A 24,989-nucleotide genomic window follows, 5' to 3' on the forward strand; every position below is an offset into this window, starting at 1 on the left:
AGTATAATAATCAATATCTATCCGGATCCATATTCCCTATTCCTTGCCATGATCAACCGTTCACGCCAAAAATATCAATCGGGAAGCTGGTCAGCGCCTTGTCAACACTAGCCAAAGGCATTTTTTCTATTTTTGATTGCGCTGCCAGCATGCGATCAAAAGGATCTCTGTGAGCGTTTTTCCAACTGCCAGCCAGCTGGGCATGCTCGGGTGTGATCGCCAACGGCTGAAATCCTGCCTTCAATATCCATTCAGGAACATTTTCGGCAACTTTAGAAGCGTCAGGCAACTTACCCAATCGGTATTTCGTGGCAATTTCCCAAACAGAAGCGGTACTGATATAAATTGGATTTTTGACGTCTGCAATGTGTGATTTGATTTGCTTTGGTAGCTTTGGGTCATCGAAAAGCCACCAGAGAAAGATATGTGTGTCTAATATCATTCCCAATGTTGAAGCTCTTCTTCCGGCAATGGCTCAAAAAAAGCGTCTGATACAGATCCATCGGCAATACCTGGTGTTCGCCGGGAAACGGGCTCTAAAGGCACCAGTTTGGCAAAAGGCTTTCCTGATTTGGCAATAATAATTTCTTCACCGGCATTTACCCGGAGCAACAATTTTGAAAAGTGGGTTTTCGCATAGTGAATATTGACTGTTTCCATACGGCACCTCACAAACTTAGTCTATTTTTGTTAGTCTACTTTGTGTTTGCTGGAATGTCAATGTGCTTATCTAAAATAAGCAAAGATAGGGACGGGCATGAAATTATGCGGTTCCATTTTTCGAACCGCTACGACAAAGAAACCAGTATGCCAAGACAAACCCGAATCGATGCACAAAGAGCATTACACCCCATTATTTGCCGCAGGATCGAACGGCGGAAAATCTTTCTGAATGATGCCGACCGGAATGTTTTTGCCGATCGATTGTCCCGCATCATGACTGTTTGTAAACCTCGCTGTCATTGCGCTTTCCAATCACGCAAATTCTCACCGTATCGCCATCAACGCGGTAGATCATCCGGTATTGACCGATGTCCACTCGCAGGTATTCCGGATAGCCGACCAGTTGCTTGGCGTCATGGGGTTCGGGCAGCTCCCGCAAACGGAAAATGGTCGTGACGATTTGCCGGAATTGCTTTGCCGGCAGTTTCTGCAAAAATTTATCCGCCGTCTTGGCCCAATTTTCTTTTAAACTCCGTTGCGGTGACGTCCATGATCATGTTCCTTTAGTCAAATGTTCAAATCTCAACTGCCGCATCCAGATCAGAAGGGCCGCCCCGAGGCTTTCGTAAATAGTTGGCGTAGTGCAACGGCCCCCGCAATAGGGCAGCGGCGGAGACGTGTCTGTTCGGCTATCTCAAAATTTATCTGGTGAAGAAGGGAAAATAACGATTTGTGATTGAGGATTTCTGGTGGTATCGTCGGCCCTGCCATTTATGGTTATGGTGGCAGGAGCTCCTACTACGACCCTGGCCAAGGAACGCGAGGAGGCTCCATCTTTCTTCCCTTACGATTCTTGTCCATTTTTAGCGGTTTTTCCATCGTTTTTCGTGGCCGCACTCAAATGGCCAAGAAACCATTTCCTTTTCTAACCCGTTTTAGTCAATTTTTGGAGGAGTTATGGCACTTACGACAGAAGAGAAACAGAGAATTATTGAAGAAGAGAAATTAAAAAAGGCGATGCGGGGCAAAAGCCTGATTGTGGCCATCATTTTATCCGTTATCCTGCCCGGCTTAGGCGATGCTTATTGTGGCAGCTGGTTTAAGGCCTGCGTATTTTTTATTATGGACTTTATCTGTTTTGCCCTGGCATTCGTAGGCTTAGGCGTGATCCTGGGCGCCATCGTGTGGGTATGCGGCATTATTTCAGCCGCCATGTCAGCCGGCAAGTCTGAAAAGAAATCAATTATAAAAGCGGAAAAAAGCTTAGTCTAAAAACCAGAAAACGTCTTAAAGATGATGAACGCGTAAAAAGTCGCATTTCCGATCGTAAGTACCCTATTCATAAATACGATGGCATTCGATTGCCGATGCATCCCGGCTCGCTTCGTTACTCGGCGCGCCAAGAGTGATGGCTATTGGCCGCTTCTCGCGCCTTGCGCCCCGGGCGCCTCGCCAATCTCGGTACGTCACCGTATTTACGAACAGGGGTACTAAGCCGAACGATCTTTTTGAATATCTCTTGGATAATGTGGATTATTCGGCGAGGATAAGAACCCGTCTAAAATTAGCCGCTTGACGGGTAGTGGGCGGGTTGGAAACAAGCCCCAAAGAAAGTATTCGGTTTATTCTGTTTTCTTAAGTTCTCGGGATAATCTCAATGCGTGCCAATGATATTCCAAGTGATCAGAATTTAGACTTCGACCTCATCAACAAAATTGTCTCTGGCGATGGAGACGCTTTGGTTTTTCTTTTAGTTCACCGTTGCGGCAACGCTCTCAAATATCTCTGCAATCAAAATCGAGCATCGCGCTTAGACCTGGACGACCTGGTCCAGGAAGTCTCACTTAAATTAATTGCCAACGATTATAAAGCTCTCCGCGATTTCCAAGGCCGCAATAGCTCAACTGGCCGCAAATGTGGTTTGAACCGTTACGTTACCATCATTGCCCGTAACCACATTCAACGGTTGAACAAACGCGCGATGACAGAAATCAGTTGTTCGGGGACTCAAGATGATATGAAAGGCAATGGATACAAGAAGAATGTGCGTGGTTTGTGTGAAAATGTTTCACCCAGTGAGGCTAATCCCTTGATTAAAAATTCATGGAAAAAAGAATCATATCAAATCCGGAGGGAAATTAATTTTTCATTAGCGCTTTCAGATGATGACGGGGGGGACTGGGTGCCAGACCAAAATTGGATCAACGATCAGATCTCAATGGAGGCTATAAATGCCATTATGGCGCTTGAGGATTCGCGTGAGCGCTTCGTACTGATTGAATATAAAATAAAAGGCTATTCGCCTAAGGAAGTCGCTGCCATACTCGGCACAACGGAAGGTAACGTTTACACGATCTGCAGTCGAGCACAGAAGAAAGTACATAACTTGCTCGTGAGTGAAGGGGTGTCTCGTGTCTGATTGCCCAAATGAGATTGAACTGGCGATGTTCCTCGACAATGCACTTTCTGAAACCGAGGCCGAGACGATTCGGCGCCATATTTCAAACTGTCCTGACTGTGCTGCAATCTTGGCCGATGCCATTTCCAGCGATGCACTGGCTGATATCCAGCGTTTACCAAACCTTACAGGTGATGAGTCTCTGAAACTATCCGCGAAGATTGCTGAATCTATTGGAAGCGAGGTTGAAAAAAAGCTTCATATTGATGACAGAGAAACAAAGTTATCGAACTCAAAGAAAGGTAAGGAAGCAACAATCGACCGAAAAGTTCTATGTCAGCAAGTTAATGAGCCAAAAAAAATGCACTATGACCAAGAGCACAATTCAGAAAACACCTTTTCTGTAATCTCAGGTCGATATCAAATAGAGATGAAAATTGGTCGCGGCGGATTTGGAACGGTGTATCTTGCTTGGGACAACAAACTTCAACGCAGAGTCGCTCTCAAATTCCTTAAAGTCAAAGAACGGGGATTGCCGTATCAGTTATTCGAACAAGAGGCACGATCGTTGGCTCAATTGGGCAAACACCAAAACATTGTAACTATTTTCGATTGGGGTGACCATGAAGGCGTACCATTCATGGTTATGGAATATGTTGCGGGGAACGTAGGTCGATTGATCGCAGGCAACCCAAACGGCGTGTCAGTTAGAACTGCGTTACGCATCACCTACCAGACTGCGCTGGCCCTTGAATTCGCACATCAAAAAGGCATTGTTCACCGTGATGTAAAACCGGGAAACATTCTATTAGAAGAACCGAACCAAAAGGTTAAATTGACAGATTTCGGTTTGGCCTGCTTTTCTACAAGGGAGCAGCAAGATTCCATCTCGGGGAATTTACATACCGGATTAATCGACCAGATTGCCGATCCAAGACAGATTGCCGATCCAAGAAACGACGTTTTTGCTCTCGGAGTCACGCTTTATAAGTTGCTTACGGGCACCGCACCATTTTATAGGAAAACAAAGATTGCTCAACAACAGCGTTTAGCCAACGGAGAGCGCCTTTCCCCGGAAAAACTAAATGAAAAAATCCCTGATGAATTAAAACATGTGATTGATTGCTGCCTATCCATCGATCCTGAAAACCGTTATGGCAATGGCGGAGAACTTGCCCACGCCTTGGCTAACACGGCAGATAAACAAAAAATTATTCTCACTGAGGATGAACAAAATAGATTGTTTAAAGCAAAAAAAATCGACAAAAAACAAAACCGTTTTCATCAATCAACAATAATTCCCGGTGTATTGGCAGGCATGACAGGTTTCATCGGAAGCGCTGCTGGTGCTATCGCCGCTTCAGAATCCCATGCGAAAGATGATAGACAAGTGGAAAATTCATTCACGGTCGAGCACATTCCACAAGATAACAATATAGATAATATGCATTTGAAGGAGGAAATCACAATGACGCTTAAAAGTATTCATGAAGCACCGAAAGCATGGGGACTCCCACCAGTTGATATAAACAGCCCATTTGTTCAGCAAGGTTATGAGGACACTTGTGCAATTCGTAGCCAGCAACTAATTTTGCAAGACTTTGGTATTACTGCTTCAGAAGAGCAACTAGTTCAATTGGCTTACGAACAAGGTTGGTATGGTGAAGGCGGAACATCAATGGCGGATGTAGGAAAAATTCTTGAAGCTTATGGGATCCCAGTTAACCGGACGGCAGAAGGCAATATTTTTTCTTTGACGAGCGAACTTGCTCAAGGACATAGGGTCATGGTTGCCGTGGATTCTGGTGAGTTATGGGAAGATGGTTTTCCAGAACAGCTGGCTGACTTATTTGGCGACAACCCTGATCACGCCTTAATTGTCGCTGGAATTGATACGTCTGATCCTGAAAACATCACCGTCCAGTTGATGGACCCGGGAACCGGTGATGTTGCAAAAAGTTATCCCATGGATCAATTCATGGATGCTTGGAAAGATTCGGGGTTTTACATGGTTTCCACAGCTGAGCCTGCACCTCCCTGGGCTTTCGGCATGGACAATTTTGAATATACGGACTACCTGCACCTACCAAATGTTGGTGGGGTTCCTTACAGTGAATTCGAGCGGTTTCATGCGTTGGCAAATCAACATAATGATGAAGGACACTTTCTTGACCAATTGACACAAGGTTTTTCAGATCTGATGCAAGGAAAAACCTCACTGCCGGAAATGCTTGGAAGTCTCTTTGAAGACGGCATCCCCGCACCTGACGAAGTTGCTCTACCGGATAATATTCAGAGTGAGCTGAGCACATTGGCTGGCATAGAAGAAGGAATGGAATTGTTTGATAATTCAAATAGTGAGGCCGGATGGTACGATCATTATAACGATTTGGCTGACTATTATGGTGGTTGGGGAGATCAAATCAGTGCCCAATGGTATGCGGATCAGGCAGCACAAATGACAGATGATTCGTCAGATACCTAACTGATAAAATAGGAATTTTCATATCTACGGTATAATTAATGGTATGAATTTACGGAAAGGAAGCAATTCATGCAGGCAAATAATCTCCCAAAACTTATTGTATTGCTAAAACAAACCAAAACCTTGCTGTTGAAGCAAGATCGCAAGGATCTGGTTTCTCAGATTGAGAAATCAGAGACCGAATTGACGACCGGAGAAAAGGTCGTTTTTGTATGCGGGGAGTTTAAACGAGGCAAATCGTCGCTAATCAACGCTCTCTTGGAACGGGACGATGTTTGCCCGGTAGATGCCGATATCGCAACAGCAGTTGTCTCAATTATTCGATACGGTGCAGCGCCAAAGGCGACTCGTTATTTTGGTGAAATTAGTAGCAGTAATTTTGAAGAAATACAGTTCGAAAATGTGGCAACGTATGCAAAAGGAAAATCAGGTACAACCACGGACACTTGGCTTATAGAAATCCAAGTCCCCTGCGAGTTCCTCAAAGATGGAATCGTGCTTGTCGATACACCTGGTGTTGGCGGCCTTGATCCTCGGCACGGCTTTCTGACATCACATTTCATGCCCCGTGCAGATGTCATCGTATTTGTGGCCGATGCCGGAATTCCCCTTTCAGATTCCGAATTGGCATTTTTAAAGGAAAAGGTTGCAAATGCAAATACCCAAGTGATTATCGCACTAAACAAGTCAGATCAACTTCGCGATCCTGAAGCACAGTTAACGGATATCCGATCGAAGATCAACGATGTACTGGGGAACAATTGTCTTCCCGTCGGGATAGTGCCTGTATCAAGCCGTCTGAAATCAGAATATCTCTCAGATGGATGCGAAGAAGATTTGCATGAAAGTGGATTTCCTGAATTTGTACATATTTTATTGAAAATGGTCCAAAGACATGAGTCGAATCGATTTGATTTTGCCATTCATAACGCAGTTGAGACACTGAATGATATTAGACTTCCATTGGCGTTACAAGTAAAGAAATTGAACGATATTGCGGCCTCGGATATCTCTGAACTGAAAAGCAGGTTTGCCGAACAGAAAGAGCGAATTCAGACGCTGATAGACCCCTCCTCGGAGTGGCAACGTGAATTGACAAACAGACTTACAGACCTCCATGGTAAGGTTTTGCATACTTTGCAAGTCACGAGCATAGAGATAGGCGCTCAGAAAAGACTGCACGATACTATATCAGAGGTCGGATGCGACCCAAACCGTGTACTAAAGGCAGTCGAGGATGAAATACTTATGTTTGCTCTAAATACAGAACGGCAGATCCTTGAGGAGGTAAATATAATATTTCAGAGTATTCAAAAGGACTATGAGATAGACATGGCGATTGACAAAAGCCACCTGAAATCTTTCCAGTTTGATGATGAATGCAACCTTGTTGTTAAATCGCCGAGTCTCAATGACCGTATTTACACTCACCTTCGAAATTCTTACTACGGTTCAGTTTCAGGGATCGGTGTCGCCGGAGGAATTATTTGGCTCACGCAAGCATGGTGGGCCGCTGTTCCTGCTGGGCTTTTCATGTTCTATCAATCCATCATGGGAGGAAGTAAGGAGTTAAAAAGACAGACGTTTCAGTCAGTTTTTAATTTGGTAAGTCCTGAGGTGCAAAAGGCACTCTTAGCGCTGAGAACTCATGTAACGTCGCAATTAAAGGAAATCGACCGTTCGATTAAAAAAGCTATCAGCTCAGATCTTGAACGAGCAAAAATTCGCCATGAAGAGACTGCCAAGGCATTGGCGGCGGTTATCAAGCGTAATGCAGAACAGCATAAGGAACTCAATCAAATCGTAAAAACCAAAATTGAGCCAATAAACCAAATGCTTAGATATTATCAGCGGTTAAGTCAGGGGGGCAATCAACAAACCGATTCAAGTGTGAAAATATCTAAAGCTTCTCTTCAGCCAATGGCATTTAATGACCCGGTCGAGGCATAAAGGAGCGTTTTATGTCTCCAATACAGCAAACAGTTTCACATGCTTTTGAGCGCTCTCTCGATTTGCTGCGCGGTGCTGAACTATACTCATATCAGGACATCCTGCTAAGATGCAGGGAGCGTTTGGAAGAGCCTATGCGCATAGCCCTGGTTGGGGAGGTTTGCTCATCCAAATCTACGCTTGCCAACGCAATGCTTGGTGAAGAGGAGATTGTCAGGACCGGAACCATGGAAGAAACCTTCAATGTAAGCTTGCTGAAAGAGGGAGACTCCAATTCTTCGATAGTCGTTCATTTCCGTCCCCCTTCAGGTCATACAGAAAAGGTTCCCCGAACAAATTGGGCAAGCTGGGCAAATCGCCTTGGTCAGGATGAGATGACGGAGTCTGTCCAGTATATTGAAGTGAATCACGACAATCCGTTGTTGCGGACCTTTAACCTGATTGATACGCCAGGCTTGAATTCCTATTACGGAGCAGACTCCCGCAATACCGTTGAATTCCTGACCAGTTTCACTCCTGATGCAGTCGTCGTGCTTTTTACTCGTGGAATTGCCCAAAGGACGGTTGACGTTATTCGCGCTTTTCAGGGGCCTATATTTCAGAATTTATCCCCTATTAATACAATAGGGGTTTTGACCAGAATCGACGAATATTGGCCTAGTGAAGACAGTCCACTGGCTGCCGGCCGTCGAATCGCGGCGCGCCTGATACAAGAAGAACCTTCGATCAAGTCTTCTTTTTTTCGACTCTATCCCGTCAGTTCACTGCTCGCATTGGGGGCAAGGACTATCGATTCAAATGATATGCGCCTGTTTCATCGGCTAGTGAAAACATCTGAAAGTTGTCTTTCCGGAATGTTTAAGAGCGTCCGTCGATTTTTTAAAAACAACTCGGAAATTTCTTTATCAATTAGCGAAAGAGAATACCTATTTAATAAATTCACCATGTATGGTGTTTTTCATTCTCTTAAGGTTTTGCAGCGGGTGTCTGGGATAAATGAGGCATTGCTCCAACAGGAGCTTCTTTCCAAAAGCGGCTTTGATGCATTCTTTCGTGACGTTCTCGATCATTTCGGTAATCGTGCATATATCATCAAATTGTCAAGCGTGATCTCCACGATTCAGCGTGAATCACAAACATTCATGCAATTGGCAAATTCAAATAAAGCTAAAATGATCCGTGACATAGTAAACCGATTTACGGAAATTGGGCTTCACCACCAGGTGTTCAGAGAGTTGGAACTGCTCAAACGCCTGTACAGTGGTGAACTCCAGCTAGACGATGAACAGACCCGTGAATTGTTTTCCATCTCGGGAGAATATGGCACTTCTTGCCGGGAAAAACTGGGACTGGACGAATCCTGTACCTGTGTCGGTGAAATGTTATCCAAGGCACAAGACAGATTCGCTTATTGGAATTCACAACTGGTTACCTCTATAAACCCGCAGTTCAAGGATGCCGCACATATTATGAAAGCAAGCTACCACGAAATCTCCAGGCAAATCAAATCCGCACAGGCTGTGAAGCTTGAAGCAGAGGCGGTACTATTTGGGGCGTCGTGTAAGCATTGATCAGGAGTATCGCAGACAATGACAACAAGCAAAATATGGATTGGAATCGATTTTGGCACATGTTTCTCCAGCGCGGCTAGAAGAATCCCGGACGGGGTGGCGTTGGTTCCCTGTGATTCCGCCCCTAATCCAAAAACATATCTTGTTCCGACCGTGGCTTATATCACAAGAGAACCCACTCCCAGAATTCTTACCGGATATGAAGCGGAGACTTATCGGTTGCACGACCCAGAACGATTCTTTGCCGAGTTTAAACTGGAGATCACCGATCCTGATCCTCTGCTACCCGACAGTGATATCACCTATAAAGACCTTATTGCCGCCATTCTGGCCGATATCCGGCAAGACGCAATCAAAGACAATAATGATTACGCCATTGACCATGCAGTAATTACCGTTCCAGCCATATATCTGAAAGACGGGGCTCAATGGTGGATCATGCAGGACGCTGCCCGCAAAGCCGGTTTCAATAAAGTAGAGCTTATGTATGAACCACAGGCTGCAGCCTTCTACTATGACCACATCGCTGGCAGTACGAGTCCATCAGATCTTACCCTTGTTTACGATTTGGGCGGTGGAACTTTCGATCCAGCTCTAATCGAGCATTCTGATACCAATAAAGATCATATTTTTGGTCTTGGCGCGCCAGGGGGGGGATCTGTCTGCGGCGGAATCCATTTTGATCACCTGTTGATGGGACGTTTTCTTGAGGAATATCCCGAATTTTTTGATCCGTATGCCAGAGATCCAATAAAGAAAACAACAGCCCATTTTGAACTCCTGGCATTTTGCCGTCACGTCAAGCATATTCTCTCCTCGAAGAATGTTGCCGATCTGCCAGTACCAGGCCACGGTCAATATCATTATCGAATCAACCGTGCGGATTTCGATGAAATGATTGCGCCGTTAATCGAGCAGACGTTTTCAGCCTGTGATGCATTTCTCAAGGCGCACAAAAAGATTGGACTGAACTAACGCGTGTGATTCTCGTCGGTGGATCTTGTCATGTTCCGCTTATTCGTAAAAACCTGCAGGCATATATGGACAAAATTGGCGCTGGGGCAGTTCCCGTTGTGTGGACAACCCTTGAGAATCAGAAACAAATCGATCCCATGTATGCCGTTTGCTGCGGAGCGGCAATATCAAAAGGAGGAAGAATTATGGATTCAAAACTCTACGAACAGAAACGCAATGAGTTGATTCATTTGCTGGATCAGGTCATTGCAATAGACGAAATACCCTCGCAGACTCGTGAAAACATAGAATCCATTCGTGAAAAATGCGTCACAAATCAATTTGAAGTCGTACTCATCGGTGAATTTCAAGGTGGCAAATCTACGACATTCAATGCGATTTGCGATGGCAGAGAGATCAGTCCGCGCGGTGTTAATATCAAGACAAGCGCTTGTCGTATCTCAGCACAGAACCTTGCCGATCCGAAAGCCGAGGAGTATGCTGAGATCGCTTGGCGCAGTGACCAGGAATTACTTCTCGGTATGATCAATATATTGGAACCACATCTGAAAAAGGTCCAGCCGGACCGCTTTTTGAAAGCCACACCGGATGCCATGGTGTATGGCGGTTCGGGAATGAAGGGTCAACTTGAAACCCTGGCATCAGCCGGAGCTGAGAAAGAAGAGATCAGACCCCTCAGTCTTCGTGATCCCGAAGATCGAAATCTTATCGGACAAGCTCTTGACGATGAATGGACGGCGCTCAAAAGAAACAAGAAAGGCTATGATTCAGATCAAACCGGTCAGCTTGACGTCCTTCGTATCGCATCGATCATTCATCTTTACCTGGAAGATCCGTTTGTCCGGCAGCTTACGGAAAAAGGGCGTTTTAATATTCAAGAGCTCAGCAAACTCGTCACATTCCCCTGGGATTGGGAAAAACGCTGGATGAACCATTCAGCAACGGCCTTTTCTGCGGAGGAAATAGCCTTTGCGTTTATTGCCGGTGTCCGTTGCCATATTCATTCCCCCAACCTGGCCAGACTGGGGTGTGTCATAACCGATTGCCCCGGGCTGTTTGCCAGCCGATGGGATACACTCCTCGCCCGTCAGGCGATGCTCAGCGCCGATGCAATACTTTATCTCTTTGGCGGTGAAAAAGCCATCTCACAAGGTGACATCCACGCCCTGAATGAAATACGCCTCAGTCAACAGGACCACAAACTTTTTTATGCAATTAACGTAAAGGGTAATTTGTCGAATATCAAAAATAGAATTCGCATTGAGAACGCATCAACATTGACAAACCGTGGGTTCGATCTATCGCCGGAGGCTATCCACCTTTATAATGCATTGCTTGGCTTGTGCGCACGAAATGGCCATGCCGCCTTGTCCAACAGGTTAGATAACCTATCACGCGAGCAGTTTATTAAGACTGGACGTCAAATTGATGAGCGGTTCAGCTCTGAATTTGAAATACACTGGAAACAGACGGCCAGCATGGCGATCAGGCGCATGGATGATTTTAGCGAAGGCGTCAATTGCCTTGATGAGGTTGGTTTGCAGCAAGTGGTCGAGTTCAGTGGATTAGACGATCTTGTTTCGGCCATTGAAGAAACCGTGATTGCTAAGAAGGCGCAATCGGTTTTGGTACATCAGGGGGGGGCAAAAGCAAAATCGGCGTTAATGGCGATAGAGGGAAATTTAAAGTCCCAGGAAAAGGCAGCACGAAAAACAGAAGATGAATTTCATCTTGCCGTTTTGCGTGCTCGGGATGATTTGGAACTGTTTCAGAAAAAGGTCACCGAGATAATTGATGAGCTTTCTGAGAGTAACCTCGGATATCCTCTTGCCTGCGAGTTCGAGGACCAAGTAATCAAAGCACATATCCCGGAAATGTCCGAAGCAATAACTGATGGTTTTGCTGACAGCCTTTGGACCTTAAAAAGCTTTTTGGCGGGATTACTTCCAAATTCTCAGATAAAAATAAGGAAAAATTAGAAAACGCGATGAAGCCAATAATCGCCACAGCGATAGAGTCAGTCTGCGAACCCATTGCGGAAGGATGGATACAAAACGTATATGACGGAATTTCGGAAACATATAACGCAACAATTGCACCTGCAGTTAAAAAGGCGTGCCTAAAAATAGAAAGCGCATGGAATGATATTGAGAAAATCACTGACGCCTCCGATAATATGAGTCTATTGGAAGGACTAGGAATCGATACATCAATTGAAACGATATCTCGAAATCCAAAATTGCTTGATGCGATTAGCTCAAACGAGTTAAGCAAAGGTGTTAAGAATACAAGCGGATTGTCTTTTGCAGCCAATGTCACCGGAATTGTAACTGCGGTCATCGTGGGATTATTAATCGCTATCATAGGCAACGCAATTCTTGCTACCCTTACTGGCTTTATCATTACTGGCGGATGGCTTCCAATACTTGTTCTCGTGGTTGGAGGCGGTGCAGCAGGGCTCAAGGCCTCAGATGCCTTGAAAAGAAAAGTTAGAGAGATGCTATTAGCTAAGGTCGAACGAGAGTTAAGAACCGCCTTCGGTAGCCAAGATGCTGCCGATGCGATCAGGAGTAAGAGTCTTGAATTGGTAAACACTATTATTGGCGGCCATATTGACTACTTGAAAGCGCAAATCAAAAAGCAAGAGCTTTCGTTCGAAAAACGTATTAAAAGCAGTAAGAAAGCCTTTGAGTTAAACAAGTCTGCTCGCCGGAAGTTGGCCGAAAAATTATTGAAGATTCGTAAAAGAATTGAATTTGTCCGAAATGGTATTCAAGAATACATTAAAAAACTTGATTCGGTCTTTTCAACTGTTGACCTCAATATTGCTAACGATAACCATCCAAAATCGACTCAAAGTGAACCGAGAGCCATTTTGGAGGCCTCCGAATGATAACATCAAACCATCGGCCCGTAATCGGCATAGTCGGTTGTTTTCAAAATGGGAAATCAACGTTAGTAAACTGCCTACTTGATGACAAGGTCGCCAAGACTGGTGATGGGCGCTCAACAACCCATTTACCAACCGTTTTTACCTTCGGAGAGTTTCAAGAAGCCGAGGCAATCGACACGCAGACGGGAACCTCAATTGTGGTGCCTTTTTCGGAGTATTTACACAATGGCAATAATAACCAAACGAGACAGGATGCTTACCATGTTAAACTTTGGAAACCACTACTTCAGCATGTGGACATAGCTGACACCCCCGGATTCAATGCCAATTCCGATGATGACGAAACTGCGGTCCAAAGTCTGGATGGTCTGGATGTAGTTGTTTTTGTAATTCAAAACAAAAGCCTGAGTGAGATTGAAAACTCGGTTCTTCAAAAAATTGCCGAAAAAAGGCTACCCTTTCTTGTTGTCATGAACTGCATCGATACTTTCGGTGCGCTTTGGAATCCGGCCTCTGAGGCAAACGCTCGCATTGCCAGCGAGATCGAAGCACGTCTACGAAACATCGGCCATGCGCCAACGCCTATTGATAGTCAATTTGTTTATCCCCTTAACCTTGCCTGGTTCTGGTATGCCAGTGGCCATATGGAAGCTGATGAAAATCAGGCCACAAAACGTCTCATCAGAGAAATAGATACCTATTTCGAGCTTGAAGCGCCTGAAAGGCGCTCCAATTCACATCTTGCCGAAATGAGCAATTTTTCAACATTTCGACGGCATTTGCAATTGATTGCGAACAATTTTGGTTTTAGGCGGCGGCCTGAGGGCGAAACAGCCAATCACTTAATCGATCTCTCTTGCAAGATGCTACAAAAGAACGACAAAGACAGTGCAATGCTTTTTGCCGAGAGAGCCTGTTATTGCGCTCCAGGATATCATCCGGCGTTACAAAACCGAGCTTCAATCTGTTTTGCCCGAGAAGAATTCGACGATTCGATTCATGCAGCCACACGTGCGCTGGATATCGACGCTCGTGATATGGAAACGCTCTATCTTAGGGCATCCGCTCATTTCGCAAAGGGTGAATATAAATCAGCGAGAAAAGATCTGGAGCTATTGGCAAATTTACTTGAGAGCGACTGGCACATCGCATGGAACGAGGAAGATAAGGCAAAACAGGCTCGAAAATACGTCGAGACCTATTTAATGAAAATGGAATGTGATCAAAGAGAAGGCAAAGCGGACGATGCCCTCGCAGCTATACGCCACATCATTTATTGCGACCAGCAACCATTGAAAAGCCTTGATGATTCTGAATTGCATCAGATCGTATGGTGTTTAGACGCTGGTCTCGAATACCGTGCAGATGATTATGAAAAGGCTATGTATTCAGCAGGAATTGCAACGGAAATTTGTGTTCAGACCGATGGTGCCAGTGAGCGTCTGTCTGAGTTATCCAAATGGTTTAAACTTCAAAATGCGAAATTTTCAGTTTGTAATCCAAATAAATCCTTGAATGATGAAATTCAACGAATACTCTGGAAGGCTGCGCTTCATCTTTATGGTTCTAACCTTAAGGAAGCTGTCAATGCCTTTGTAGACCACAATCATCTTCCTATTTCCCAAAGCACTTGGCAGGATGAACCAACCTTTATCCCACATTTCATATCTCAAGTCGGATCTAATTCAGAGACGTTTGATGATATAAAAATTTTTGTTGAACAGTACTTTCAGGTTTCAAACGATCTTGATCTTAATGGATTTTGCCAAGTGGCGAAAGTTGGGCTTCGTGGTGAAATATTACGAAATTTCCAAGAGGCTTCTCAACCTCTGTGCACTATCAAGGTTTCAACCATGTTGTTAGGCAACTCTGTAATAATTATAAATACTGGAAATCCATTACTAAGTGAATTGATTGTCAAAGTGTCCTATCGTCTGAATGAAGAGCTCATTTCAAAAGAACTTCGCCTAAATAAAACCCTCAGAAATAGTGAATCACATTGCTGGCAAGATGTTTTTGAGGGAAAGAGTGCTTTCGGTGATTTGTTCGGTGGCAAGAAGCTTACCGACGTAAAAATTCGATCATTAGATTCAAAACAAGGACCTGTAAAATTTTCAATATTAGATTAAACCGGAAACATTTTATCTATGATATCCATAGATGGAGGAGAGATAAATGTTTGATGATATTTTTAACGACCACGATAGCTCCGATAATATGGAAGATTTTCAAATAGAAAATGGCGATGATTTCAATATTCATTTAGATCAGATTGATAGTGGTGACCTTTTTGCTGGAAAAACACTTGAGGACGGTGATCCATTGATGAATTCTGCATATCAAGAATTATCAGAGATAAAGCATTTTATAGAGCATGTAAAAGATATGGAAAATGAAAAGCTTATCTCAATGGGGTTGGAACCAAAAACAGGTGATTTTGTGGAAGATTTGAATCACGAAATCCATAATGTGATGGAATTAACCGATCGCGCTGAAAATGGAGATATGGAAGCGCAGCAAGCTCTCCAAAACTGGGAGAATAGTACACACCGACAGTGCCAGGAGCTGGAAAGGCAAACTATGATGATCGAACATCGCTTAGATAGGATGAGACATCAAGAGTGGCTAAATGAATTCCACGATTTTCAGCATCACCAGAAGATGGAGCGGCAATATCAATTCGATGCCGAAAACTCCGCAACCGGCGATCCGGTATTCAAAGAATATATAGAAAAGGCAGAAGAACATCGGAAAGCGGCCAAAGAATGTCAACAAAACATGAAAGATTTAGAGCGTTAGTTGCTGGCTAAAAAGCAAAGAATAATGCGGTTATCCACAGCCAAAGACATTTTTTCTATCTTTGATTGAGCTGCCAGCATGCGATCAAAAGGATCTCTATGAGCGTTTTTCCAACTGCCAGCCAGCTGGGCATGCTCGGGTGTGATCGCCAACGGCTGAAATCCTGCCTTCAATATCCATTCAGGTACATTTGTCAACTTCGCTCGTACCGAGCTGTCGTTTAAACGTCATGTTGATATAAGACCTGCCGAATACCGAAAATCAGGACTCCCCCCATCAGGCCCCCGGCATGACAAGCCGCTATGGGATATCCGCATTGCCCCATATGAAGGAAGCCGAAGACAACTGTCCCCATCCACAATTCGTATACGCTTTTACCGGAGACCAGGGCCAAGAAACCCCATCCCCACGAGCGTTGATCCGGTCGACGAAGCATCTCCAATGCCGATATGGCCATCATTCCATGGGCAATGCCGGACAGACCGGCAAGTCCACGTTCGGATACCGACGGCTCCGCAATCCAAGCCATGGTCAGGCTGCCGACACCGGCGCATAGTACGTATAGCAAACGGATCGAAACCCTCTTTTCTTCTAAATAGTGGTAAAGCAGTAAAAATCCGCCGGCATCCAACAGCAGGTGATATGGGGATAGATGGACCAGAGGAAAGGTCAGCACCCGCCACCACTCACCGTCACGGACGGCCTCAGGCAAGAAAAGCAGACCGGTTCGCACCTGATGATGCAACAAAGGAAGATTCACTGCGGCTAAAATGATCCCCCAAACCCATAACTGCCAGTATCGGCGCAGGTGGTCTGATCGCAAGGGGATGATCCGTTGCATCGAAATAGGTAACTTTGATGATTGGGCTGTCGACTGCATGGTGGGCCTCCAAAAAGAACTTTAATTTTGACGGATTCGCAAACAGCCCGATACCGGCGTTACGCGTATCCTTCGTCACTGCGGCGTACGCTCAGTACGCCTCATTCCTCAGGATTCGCAAACCTTGATCTCGGGCTTTTTGCGAATCCTGAGGAAATACGAATTGTTACGAGTTTATCAAGATTTCGTTCGGGCTTTTATGTTTCGTTTACGCCGCTTGATGAGCATGGCCAGCCCGACAAAGATGGGACCCACCGGACCGGAGCCGAAGTTGAAGTCACGGCTTTGTTGTCTTGGGGCCTGCGGGGTCACAGTGGGTTGAGAAGCCGGAGAAGACGCATTGGGTGTTACGGACGGCAACGGTGCAGAAGGCTTTTGCTGGTTGGCCGGCCTGTTCATGGCAACGGACTGCGGCCCAATGTCCTGCATGGCTTTATTGCGTAGCGCGTTCAGGGTTTGCCGGCGTTTCAGCTGCGCGGCCCTATCCCGTTCGATGCGGCCAAGATTTCGTCGCTCAATCTTCCACCGTTTGTATTCCGCATCGTTTTCCAGCACCAGAAAAGAGGTGTACTCCGTAACGATGGAGAAGTCTTCTCCCAATCGGACCACTTTATCGAGGACATCCTGCCGATTGTTTTCCCGGTCCGAAGCCTTGAGCAGTTGATCAATCTGCTTTTGGGCCCACATGCGTTCGATTTCCGGGTTGGCGGTATCTTCCTTGGGAAAGGGCAAGGTGACGGTATTCTCAATCTCCCGGCCCAGAACCTGCCCGGAGAGGGTGACGCTGGCTTCTCCGGATCCGGCATATCGTCCGTAGATGCGAACAGGAGCGCCGAAGTAAAGGTTCGGCAGTGTGGCCGGGACGACATCGTACACGTTGATGCCGTCGACATGCAGCTCCAGTTGGCTGGCCGCCGGTCGCATCAATTTACGCCGAAACGCTTTGGCCTGCCGCTGAAAATCATCTCCGCCGGAGATAAAGGCCGCCAGTCCACCGGAATCCTGGGCCAACTGCTCAAGCAACGGCCGGTTGATCTCGTTTCCGATGCCGATGCAAAACACCCTTGCATTGGACGGGCGCTGATTGATCAGGGTCAGCAATTCCCGGCGTTCTTTTTGTTCGGTCATGCCGTCACTCAGGATCACAACATTCAGCGGCCGATCCGGATTGCCGTATTTATAGGCAGTGGTCAGCGCCGGTGCCAAAATAGTGCCGCCCCGGGCGCCTGGGAAGATAAAAAGGCGGCGGCGGTTGTCTTGTTTTCATCGGATGCTTCGCGAAGTTCGTTGAAAATGGTCCGGGGCTGTACATTGAAGGTCATCACTTCGAAGCGATCTTTTTGATCCAGTGCGTGGATAAAGGCATCCATGGAACGTCTGGAGACAGGCAGTTTATTGTCAGCGGCCATGGAACCGGACACATCGAGCAAGAACACATAATCCATTCCCAGATTCTGCTTTTCCAGCTCCTTCCCGGCTGTGACGGTCATGTAGAAAAAACCGTCTTCTCCGGGGGTGCGTGAAGTGAGCATATCAATGCCGCTTTGAGGGCGATTCAGGCCGTAGTGAATGACGACATCGTCGGCCAGGGATCCACTTTTTTGTTCCAAACTGGCCATTTTATAGGTATCGGAATGGTCCACCGTTGCCATGTCCCTGCCATGGCTCGGGCTTTCCAATACCGTGATGGGGATCGCGGACTTGGCTTCCAACTGAAAAGCAAACCGGCCGGTGGTGACCGAATCCATCCTTCCTTGCGTTACCGTCGCCAGCGGATAGACATAGGTCACTTCATCATGATCCACGTCCAACTCTTGATAATAAGCGATCTGAACCCGTTGATCGGCTCCGGCAGGAATGGGAAAAATGCGCATTTCAAATCGCTTGTAGTTGACCTGTTCCAACAGGCCCGGATCTTTGCGCTGCTTTTTATAACTGTCGTAAATTTCCCGGGCACGCTGTTTTTCCAGCACCTCCCCCACCATCTCTTTGCCGTTGATCCACATACTGAAGTTGGAAACCGATGCGTTTTTGGGAACCGGAAAGGTGTACAGCGCCTCAACCTGGCGATTTTCCGTGTTGTGAAACACTTGTGTGACCTCTGTGACGGCCACGCCGTTATTGATGGTCACATTCACCTCGTGAGTGAGAATTTCCAGCTTTCCGCCGAATCCGCCATCTGCAATGAGCAGTCCGGCAGCCCGAGCCGGTTTGGATGAAACGGCGGTTATTACTAGTGCGGCCATGGCCATAATGGTCATAATGACCAGCAACCCTAGTCGATTGGGTCTTTGAGATGTCCTTGCGGATGGTTTCATGCGGATGCTCCTTGTTTTCTCTTGTTGATGGTGGGGTGGTTCCAAAACCTGAATCCTGGAATTCACTGCCGTTGAAATCATCAAATATCAACAAGTATGCCAAGAAGCTGTTATGTATTTAACTTATTGATTTTTAATATATTGTCATACGCTAATTTTAAACTCTAAGCTTATTGATTCTATTTGCTGTTCAATTTTTGTTTGATCTGCTATACATTTTTTGTTTATCCAGTCGCCTTAATGTTCGCCAGCCTAAATCCCTTTTCAGGAGTCTCTCACCATGATCCAGCTAAACAGTAAAGATCGCGCTTTTTTTTCACTCGTGGATCAGGCCGTTTCAGCCAACCCGTTCAGTCAAACCCGGGCGGCACTCGATCTAAAGATTTCCGGAGGGTCCGACACATTAACCGTTACCGAACTCGCCGTGGCGGTCTTCCAAAAGGTGCGCTCCCGTATCGATACGTTTGTCTCCCGCACCGGCGGACGGATTCAGGACTTTGACCCCAAGGACCGGCCATTGGTGACCAATGTTTTTTATTCGATATCTTTCACCGGTTCGTGGTTCAGTTCGACGATCTGATCGCCAGGCAGCTTAAGGCCGGAGAGAAAAGCCTGCCGGTCCCTTTTGCTTCGGAAACCATCGGGCTGTTAAAACAGCGGGGGTTTACCGAGGATGAGGCCCTTCGTTATTTTGAGCTGAGCTTTCAACTGCGGCGGGCCTTTTTCTTTATCCAACAAAACCTGGTGGGGTGCAGTCCCTGTATGCAGACGTTGAGGGAACGATTATGGAACAATATCTTTACTCACAATATCCATTGGTACGACCGTTATCTGTGGAATCGCATGGAAGATTTTTCCACATTGATTCTCGGTCCCACCGGCGCGGGCAAAGGAACGGCCGCGGCCGCCATCGGTCGCTCGGGCTACATTCCATTCGATATCCGAAAAGGATGCTTTGCTCATAGCTTTACCGAGTCGTTGATTCCTCTGAACCTTTCTCAATTTTCCAAAACATTGATCGAGTCCGAGTTATTCGGCCATAAAAAAGGCGCTTTTACCGGCGCGGTGACCGATTATACGGGGGTTTTGGCACGTTGCAGGCCTTTTGGATCCATCTTCTTGGACGAGATCGGAGAAGTGGATGAGACGGTTCAAATCAAATTGTTACAGGTGATTCAGGAACGCACGTTCACGCCGGTGGGAAGCCATCTGGCAGAGCGGTTTTCGGGGCGGGTCATTGCCGCCACCAATCGACCCCTGGGTTTGATTCGCTCCAAAAAAATTCTTAGAGATGACTTTTTTTATCGTCTTTGCTCGGATGTCATCGAGGTGCCAAGCCTGGCGCAGCGGATCAAACAAGACCCCCAGGAGTTAAAAGATTTGTTGGCTCACACGGTCACCCGGATTCTGGGAAAATCTTCTCCTGCACTAACCAATGAGCTGTATGACGCGATATCATGTCAACCGGGCCTGGCATACGACTGGCCCGGCAACGTCAGAGAACTGGAGCAGTGTGTGCGTCGAATCCTGATCAACCAACGCTACACACCGGATTCCTTGCCCGAGGATAACCCAACGCCATTTTTACAGGCAGTGAAGGCAGGAGAACTGGATGCCCAAAGTCTTCTATCCGGGTATTGCTTTACGCTTTACCGCAGATGGGGCACCTATGAAGCCGTGGCCAAACAATCCCGGCTGGATCGGCGCACCGCAAAAAAATACATCCAGGAGGGAAAAGAAATATTCGGCCCATAGGGGTCGCACCCACCCCTTTCAAGGTATTCAATAAATCGATCCAAATGCGATTGCCCTGAATGGTCACGGCCTGCGTCCCGGAGAATCTGCTGTAGACAAAAAAAGGGCAGGTGGCGCCTGCCCTTACAATGGGGAATCATGGCGGGTTGTTGTTTCTTTTGGCGACTCGTCCGCCGGTGGTTCCGGGAAGTCGAAGGCGCGGTCCTTGTTTACCGGCGGAAAATCAAAATCAACCCGGCGGGCGCCATCTGGACCGCGGCCATCCCGGTCGTATTTGCCTGAGAGCAGACCACCGGCCATAGGGCTCCAGACCATCAGGCCCAGGTCCTAGAAGGGTTACGCTGCTTTTCACGGGGCTGTCAATTATATTTACAGCCTGTAAAGTCAAACTGGTTTGTCGGTTGATCAGCCATGACGATTTGCCTACCTTATCAAAAAAACCTGCCCATTGAATTGTGGCAAACAACATTATTATAATAAATTTGTTATGCCACATGCATATCCCTCTGACCTATCTTCCTGTTTTTGAATTTTGGTCTAAAAATTGCTGCGTTACGGTTTCGATTACAACGAGGTTTTTCGATTCGGCTATTTTGTCCTGATTTATCGGAGAAAGGGCAAAAAAGCCAAAAGAAACATCAGCAGCCACCTTTTATGCGCAGTTAATTGATTAATGATGCTGTCCATCTTATTAAGGAAATGTATTCGTTCATTTGCGTCAATACTGGGACTGACATTACGGGCCAGGCGCACAAGAGAGATGCTGCTGGCGCTCATTCTTGCCACCCTCGTTATTATCGCTTTAAGCACTTACCTCGATTTTCGCTCAAGTCAAAACCTTCGCGATATTGCAAAGCATCAGTTTAACGCCGAACAGTTGGTTGTTGCCCGGCATATCAAATGGAACATTGAGCGTGAGCTTGAGGTTATCCGCAAAGAAATCGAGATGATCACGTCAATCCCACTTTCCAATTTTGATGATATTTTTAAAAAGCAGGATATGTTGGATAAAACACTGCAGCGAGTAATCAAGAACGGCATTTTCAGGATCAATGTCATTGAACCCGACACCAATAAGGTTTGCTCTTACGAATATTCACGGCAGTGGAAAACTCAGGATGTCACTCCAGATACCCTGCCCGATGGGATCCATGCTGTACTGGATAATCCGCAGAAAGTCTTTATCTCATATCCTTTCAAAAAAATTGGGGGCATCCATGTCATTATAGGGCGTTCATTTGATGGTTTCAGATGCCTTTTAACTGTGGAACTGGATGTGACGTGTTTTCTCAAACAGTTTTTAAAAAACACCCGTTCCGGTAAAACCGGTTACGCATGGGTGGTTTCACAGGACGGAATGTTTTTGGATCATCCGTTTACCGAATTTATCGGAGAAAATGTATTTACGGTCCGTAAAGAACGAAACCCCGATATTTCTTATAAATCAATTAATTTCATCCAGAAAAATCAGATGCTCAAAGGCCAGGAAGGCACGGGAACCTATCGTACGGGTTGGCACCGGGGAATTACAGGAGAAATTGAAAAACTCATTGCTTACAGCCCGATTGTCATATCCGATGATCCGGCCCAGAAATGGTCTGTGGCGGTAGTGGCCCCGGCTTCAGAGATTGATCAGTACATCAATAAAACCTATGTCTGGCGATCTCTTATTCAGTTCATTATTATGATGGTTGTTATTGTTGCAGGGACGACTATTCTGCTCAATGAAATGCGATGGACGCGGGAACTCGAACAGAAAGTTTCCGAGCGGACCCTATCTTTAAAGACATCGGAGGAAAAATATCGATCCCTGGTGGAAAGTGCCGAAGATTTCATTTACACGGTGAACCGTGATGGGCAATTTCAATCCATTAACAGTTTTACCGCCGGTTTTTTGGGGGGCAGACCGGAGGATTTTATCGGTAAGGGCATCGATCTGGTTTTTCATGAAGAGGCTTTTCAAAAAAATATCCAGATCCTAAAGATGGTATACCGGCATGGCAGAAGTATTCGGGACGAATTCAAATTGCAGATGGGGGACCATGAACTCTGGATCAGTGCCAACTTCATGCCCATTAGGGAAGAAACCGGTGGTGTGGGATCCGTATTGTGCATTGCCAGAGATGTGACCCATGAGAAGACTCTGGAGCGACAGCTGATCAACGCCGAGAAATTGGCCTCCATGGGAACACTGGCCGCCGGCGTGGCCCATGAAATCAACAATCCTTTAGGTGTGATGCTTGGATTTACCGATCTGTTGGTTCGTAAAACCGCAAAGGGCACCCAAGCCTATGATGATTTAAAGACCATAGAACGGCAGGGGATGCACTGCAAACAAATTGTGGAAAATCTACTGCGATTTGCCCGGTTTGGAGAGGGAAAGTCGGTAAAGGCGGATTTGAATGAAGAAATCAGAGAAATTGTTGCCATTGTCGCTCACACCCTTGAAATGGAGAATGTTGAACTTGACACAGTGCTGGCAGAAGGGATTCCCCTGGTCCAGGGAGATCCCCGGGAGTTGCAGCAGGTATTTCTTAACCTGATCAACAATGCGGCTTCGGCCATGAAAGGCGGGGGAACCCTTACCATACGATCGCGATGGGATTCCAAAAGCCAAAAGGCCGAGGTGCAAATTCAAGACACCGGCCATGGGATCACCCGGGAACATATGGACCGCATCTTCGAGCCTTTTTTTACCACCAAACCAGAAGGGGAAGGCACCGGACTGGGGCTCGCCGTTACCTATGGAATTGTTACCAAATATGGCGGCACCATCGATTGTGAGAGTATTTCCATGGATTCCGCATTGGCCGCACACAAAAAGAACGGTACGGTGTTTACCATTAAATTGCCGCTTTTTAAGGAGGGAAATCCGTGATGAACGGCAGGATATTGATTGTTGACGATGAAGCGGACATGCTGGTGCTTCTCTCCCGTATTATCAAAGAAGAAACAGATCATTATGTGATCACGGAAAACGATTCTCAGAAAGCGTTGACCCTATTTCGTCAGGGGCCTTTTGATCTGGTCATTCTTGATCTTAAAATGCCCAAAATCAGCGGTATGGAGTTTTTGGGGAAGATAAAGCAGATTCAACCGGATGTGTCCGTGGTCATTATTACGGCCTACGCCTCCATTGAAACTGCGGTGGACGCAATCCGGCAGGGGGCTTTTGAATATATCACAAAGCCGTTCCAGAGGGAACGAATACTGCTGACCATTGACAAGGTCATGCAATGGCGGAATATCGTTTCCGAGAACATTGCATTGAGGGAAGCCCTGGCTAAAAAAGAGATCATGTCTCCCATTATCGGATCTTCACCTGTCATAAAGACGCTGATCGACAATATCAAGCAGGTGGCTCCCACCACAGCCACCGTTCTGATCACAGGAGAAAGCGGCACCGGAAAGGAGCTGGCTGCCCGGGCCGTCTATCGGTTCAGTTTGCGAAAAGAAAAACCTTTTATTACCGTCAATTGCACCGCTATTTCCGAAAATGTGATTGAAAGCGAATTGTTCGGCCATGTTAAAGGAGCGTTTACCGGTGCCTGGAAGGAGAAAAAGGGATTGGTGGAGATGGCCGACGGCGGGACCCTTTTTCTGGATGAAATCGGTGACCTGAATTTGGGAATGCAAACCAAACTGCTGCGTCTCTTACAGGAAGGCGAGTACAAACCCGTCGGCAGCACCCGGACCATGAAAGCCGATATCCGTTTTATTGCCGCCACCAACCACCATCTTGATGCCGATATTCGAAACGGAGGGTTTCGAGAAGATCTGTTTTATCGTCTCAATGTCATTCGCATAGAAATGCCCGGTTTAAACCAACGGCGGGAAGATATCCCTTTGCTGGCGTTTCATTTCCTAAAAAAATATGCCTTGTTGTATCAAAAATCCATCTCCAACATATCTCAAAACGCCTTGAAAGCCTTGTCGTCATACGATTTTTCAGGCAATGTTCGTGAACTGGAAAACATGATCGAACGCGGTGTTATTTTTTGCCGGACCGATTGCTTAGATATGAAAGACATCTTCACCGAAGGCAACGGCGGAATTACCAATGTCTCGGATGAACCGATCCCGGATATCTATAACATGCCCCTTCGTGAAGCCAGGGATGCTTACATGAACCATTTCTACCGTCGGTACATTCAGTTACTGCTCCAGCGCAGCAACGGGAATATCAGTCGGGCGGCGGAAACCGCCGGTATCCAGCGGCAATATCTTCATCGGCTGATAAAGGATGTCGGACTTGAAACGGAAACCCTGAAAACAAGGACCTGTAGTGTTTAATGCTAGATG

The 24,989-nt window shown here is 46.3% G+C and carries 19 protein-coding genes and 2 pseudogenes; 14 read left to right on the plus strand and 7 right to left on the minus strand.

What is annotated here, in order from left to right; all coding sequences use genetic code 11:
* Window positions 1-52: 52 nt before the first annotated feature.
* From JCM12296_RS13145 to JCM12296_RS13150, 3 genes and pseudogenes are all read right to left on the minus strand, one after another.
* Window positions 53-442 (minus strand): type II toxin-antitoxin system VapC family toxin, encoded by a 390-nt coding sequence (locus tag JCM12296_RS13145; RefSeq protein ID WP_054693654.1) that lies wholly within the window; start codon window positions 440-442, stop codon window positions 53-55.
* Window positions 439-660 (minus strand): type II toxin-antitoxin system Phd/YefM family antitoxin, encoded by a 222-nt coding sequence (locus JCM12296_RS36345; RefSeq protein WP_083456109.1) that lies wholly within the window; start codon window positions 658-660, stop codon window positions 439-441. Before JCM12296_RS36345 ends, JCM12296_RS13145 begins: the two co-directional genes overlap by 4 nt.
* Before the next feature lie 274 nt (window positions 661-934).
* Window positions 935-1,168 (minus strand): annotated as a pseudogene (locus JCM12296_RS13150) (type II toxin-antitoxin system RelE family toxin); the annotation flags it as partial.
* A 452-nt stretch (window positions 1,169-1,620) separates the two neighbouring features.
* Between JCM12296_RS13150 and JCM12296_RS13155 the strand changes: the two are divergent.
* The 10 genes from JCM12296_RS13155 (at window position 1,621) to JCM12296_RS13200 (ending at window position 15,734) form a co-directional block, all read left to right on the plus strand.
* Window positions 1,621-1,935 carry a hypothetical protein gene (locus JCM12296_RS13155; protein ID WP_054693660.1) on the plus strand — a complete coding sequence of 105 codons (315 nt, stop codon included), beginning with the start codon at window positions 1,621-1,623 and terminating at the stop codon, window positions 1,933-1,935.
* A 385-nt stretch (window positions 1,936-2,320) separates the two neighbouring features.
* A complete protein-coding gene (locus tag JCM12296_RS13160) occupies window positions 2,321-3,082 on the plus strand; it encodes an RNA polymerase sigma factor (protein ID WP_054693663.1) in 762 nt (253 codons plus the stop codon).
* A complete protein-coding gene (locus JCM12296_RS13165; RefSeq protein WP_054693666.1) occupies window positions 3,075-5,546 on the plus strand; it encodes a serine/threonine-protein kinase in 2,472 nt (823 codons plus the stop codon). The genes JCM12296_RS13160 and JCM12296_RS13165 overlap by 8 nt, the downstream gene beginning before the upstream one ends.
* 69 nt (window positions 5,547-5,615) lie before the next feature.
* Window positions 5,616-7,496 (plus strand): dynamin family protein, encoded by a 1,881-nt coding sequence (locus JCM12296_RS13170; RefSeq protein ID WP_054693669.1) that lies wholly within the window; start codon window positions 5,616-5,618, stop codon window positions 7,494-7,496.
* A gap of 11 nt (window positions 7,497-7,507) precedes the next feature.
* Window positions 7,508-9,067, plus strand: coding sequence for a dynamin family protein (locus JCM12296_RS13175; RefSeq protein ID WP_054693672.1), 1,560 nt, complete (start codon window positions 7,508-7,510; stop codon window positions 9,065-9,067).
* A gap of 18 nt (window positions 9,068-9,085) precedes the next feature.
* Window positions 9,086-10,042: an Hsp70 family protein gene (locus JCM12296_RS13180; protein ID WP_054693675.1), complete on the plus strand. Its 957-nt coding sequence runs from the start codon at window positions 9,086-9,088 to the stop codon at window positions 10,040-10,042.
* A 65-nt stretch (window positions 10,043-10,107) separates the two neighbouring features.
* Window positions 10,108-12,021, plus strand: coding sequence for a P-loop NTPase family protein (locus JCM12296_RS13185; protein ID WP_083456110.1), 1,914 nt, complete (start codon window positions 10,108-10,110; stop codon window positions 12,019-12,021).
* On the plus strand, window positions 11,955-12,935 hold the full coding sequence (locus JCM12296_RS13190) for a hypothetical protein (protein ID WP_157067586.1): 981 nt from the start codon (window positions 11,955-11,957) through the stop codon (window positions 12,933-12,935). The genes JCM12296_RS13185 and JCM12296_RS13190 overlap by 67 nt, the downstream gene beginning before the upstream one ends.
* Entirely contained in the window at window positions 12,932-15,064 is a 2,133-nt protein-coding gene (locus JCM12296_RS13195; protein WP_054693687.1) for a dynamin family protein, read from the plus strand. The genes JCM12296_RS13190 and JCM12296_RS13195 overlap by 4 nt, the downstream gene beginning before the upstream one ends.
* Before the next feature lie 46 nt (window positions 15,065-15,110).
* On the plus strand, window positions 15,111-15,734 hold the full coding sequence (locus JCM12296_RS13200; protein WP_054693691.1) for a hypothetical protein: 624 nt from the start codon (window positions 15,111-15,113) through the stop codon (window positions 15,732-15,734).
* On the opposite strand, the gene JCM12296_RS38255 is transcribed toward JCM12296_RS13200, so the two are convergent.
* The 3 genes and pseudogenes from JCM12296_RS38255 to JCM12296_RS50455 all read right to left on the minus strand — a co-directional run bounded on the left by JCM12296_RS38255 (window position 15,731) and on the right by JCM12296_RS50455 (window position 19,013).
* Window positions 15,731-15,931 carry a PIN domain-containing protein gene (locus JCM12296_RS38255; protein WP_157067587.1) on the minus strand — a complete coding sequence of 67 codons (201 nt, stop codon included), beginning with the start codon at window positions 15,929-15,931 and terminating at the stop codon, window positions 15,731-15,733. The two genes, JCM12296_RS13200 and JCM12296_RS38255, sit on opposite strands and share 4 nt — an antisense overlap.
* Before the next feature lie 23 nt (window positions 15,932-15,954).
* Window positions 15,955-16,614, minus strand: a complete 660-nt coding sequence (rrtA, locus tag JCM12296_RS13205; RefSeq protein ID WP_083456111.1) for a rhombosortase — start codon at window positions 16,612-16,614, stop codon at window positions 15,955-15,957.
* A gap of 177 nt (window positions 16,615-16,791) precedes the next feature.
* Window positions 16,792-19,013: pseudogene (locus JCM12296_RS50455) on the minus strand (VIT and vWA domain-containing protein).
* A gap of 199 nt (window positions 19,014-19,212) precedes the next feature.
* Here JCM12296_RS50455 and JCM12296_RS44435 point away from each other — a divergent pair.
* Window positions 19,213-19,512, plus strand: coding sequence for a hypothetical protein (locus JCM12296_RS44435; protein ID WP_246804259.1), 300 nt, complete (start codon window positions 19,213-19,215; stop codon window positions 19,510-19,512).
* Complete coding sequence (locus JCM12296_RS13220) at window positions 19,491-20,687, plus strand: sigma-54-dependent transcriptional regulator (RefSeq protein WP_246804262.1); 1,197 nt, start codon at window positions 19,491-19,493, stop codon at window positions 20,685-20,687. Before JCM12296_RS44435 ends, JCM12296_RS13220 begins: the two co-directional genes overlap by 22 nt.
* A gap of 123 nt (window positions 20,688-20,810) precedes the next feature.
* Here JCM12296_RS13220 and JCM12296_RS36350 read toward each other — a convergent pair whose 3' ends face one another.
* A complete protein-coding gene (locus JCM12296_RS36350) occupies window positions 20,811-21,002 on the minus strand; it encodes a hypothetical protein (protein WP_083456114.1) in 192 nt (63 codons plus the stop codon).
* Between the two features lie 445 nt (window positions 21,003-21,447).
* On the opposite strand from JCM12296_RS36350, the gene JCM12296_RS13225 reads away from it, so the two are divergent.
* Window positions 21,448-23,565, plus strand: coding sequence for a sensor histidine kinase (locus JCM12296_RS13225; protein WP_054693702.1), 2,118 nt, complete (start codon window positions 21,448-21,450; stop codon window positions 23,563-23,565).
* Window positions 23,565-24,980 (plus strand): sigma-54-dependent transcriptional regulator, encoded by a 1,416-nt coding sequence (locus tag JCM12296_RS13230; protein WP_054693705.1) that lies wholly within the window; start codon window positions 23,565-23,567, stop codon window positions 24,978-24,980. The genes JCM12296_RS13225 and JCM12296_RS13230 overlap by 1 nt, the downstream gene beginning before the upstream one ends.
* Window positions 24,981-24,989: the final 9 nt, after the last annotated feature.

Source organism: Desulfosarcina cetonica JCM 12296 (assembly GCF_001311845.1).
In the GTDB taxonomy this organism is placed as follows: Bacteria; Desulfobacterota; Desulfobacteria; order Desulfobacterales; family Desulfosarcinaceae; genus Desulfosarcina; species Desulfosarcina cetonica.

Excerpts from the sequence above, each read along its gene's own strand:
- JCM12296_RS36345 (WP_083456109.1), bottom strand. The coding sequence starts at position 660 with ATGGAAACAGTCAATATTCACTATGCGAAAACCCACTTTTCAAAATTG.
- JCM12296_RS13225 (WP_054693702.1), top strand. The coding sequence starts at position 21,448 with ATGCTGCTGGCGCTCATTCTTGCCACCCTCGTTATTATCGCTTTAAGC.
- JCM12296_RS13185 (WP_083456110.1), top strand. The coding sequence starts at position 10,108 with ATGGACAAAATTGGCGCTGGGGCAGTTCCCGTTGTGTGGACAACCCTT.
- JCM12296_RS13175 (WP_054693672.1), top strand. The coding sequence starts at position 7,508 with ATGTCTCCAATACAGCAAACAGTTTCACATGCTTTTGAGCGCTCTCTC.
- JCM12296_RS13155 (WP_054693660.1), top strand. The coding sequence starts at position 1,621 with ATGGCACTTACGACAGAAGAGAAACAGAGAATTATTGAAGAAGAGAAA.
- JCM12296_RS44435 (WP_246804259.1), top strand. The coding sequence starts at position 19,213 with ATGATCCAGCTAAACAGTAAAGATCGCGCTTTTTTTTCACTCGTGGAT.
- JCM12296_RS13160 (WP_054693663.1), top strand. The coding sequence starts at position 2,321 with ATGCGTGCCAATGATATTCCAAGTGATCAGAATTTAGACTTCGACCTC.
- JCM12296_RS36350 (WP_083456114.1), bottom strand. The coding sequence starts at position 21,002 with ATGGTCTGGAGCCCTATGGCCGGTGGTCTGCTCTCAGGCAAATACGAC.
- JCM12296_RS13200 (WP_054693691.1), top strand. The coding sequence starts at position 15,111 with ATGTTTGATGATATTTTTAACGACCACGATAGCTCCGATAATATGGAA.
- JCM12296_RS13180 (WP_054693675.1), top strand. The coding sequence starts at position 9,086 with ATGACAACAAGCAAAATATGGATTGGAATCGATTTTGGCACATGTTTC.
- JCM12296_RS13170 (WP_054693669.1), top strand. The coding sequence starts at position 5,616 with ATGCAGGCAAATAATCTCCCAAAACTTATTGTATTGCTAAAACAAACC.
- JCM12296_RS13230 (WP_054693705.1), top strand. The coding sequence starts at position 23,565 with ATGAACGGCAGGATATTGATTGTTGACGATGAAGCGGACATGCTGGTG.
- rrtA (WP_083456111.1), bottom strand. The coding sequence starts at position 16,614 with ATGCAGTCGACAGCCCAATCATCAAAGTTACCTATTTCGATGCAACGG.
- JCM12296_RS13195 (WP_054693687.1), top strand. The coding sequence starts at position 12,932 with ATGATAACATCAAACCATCGGCCCGTAATCGGCATAGTCGGTTGTTTT.
- JCM12296_RS13145 (WP_054693654.1), bottom strand. The coding sequence starts at position 442 with ATGATATTAGACACACATATCTTTCTCTGGTGGCTTTTCGATGACCCA.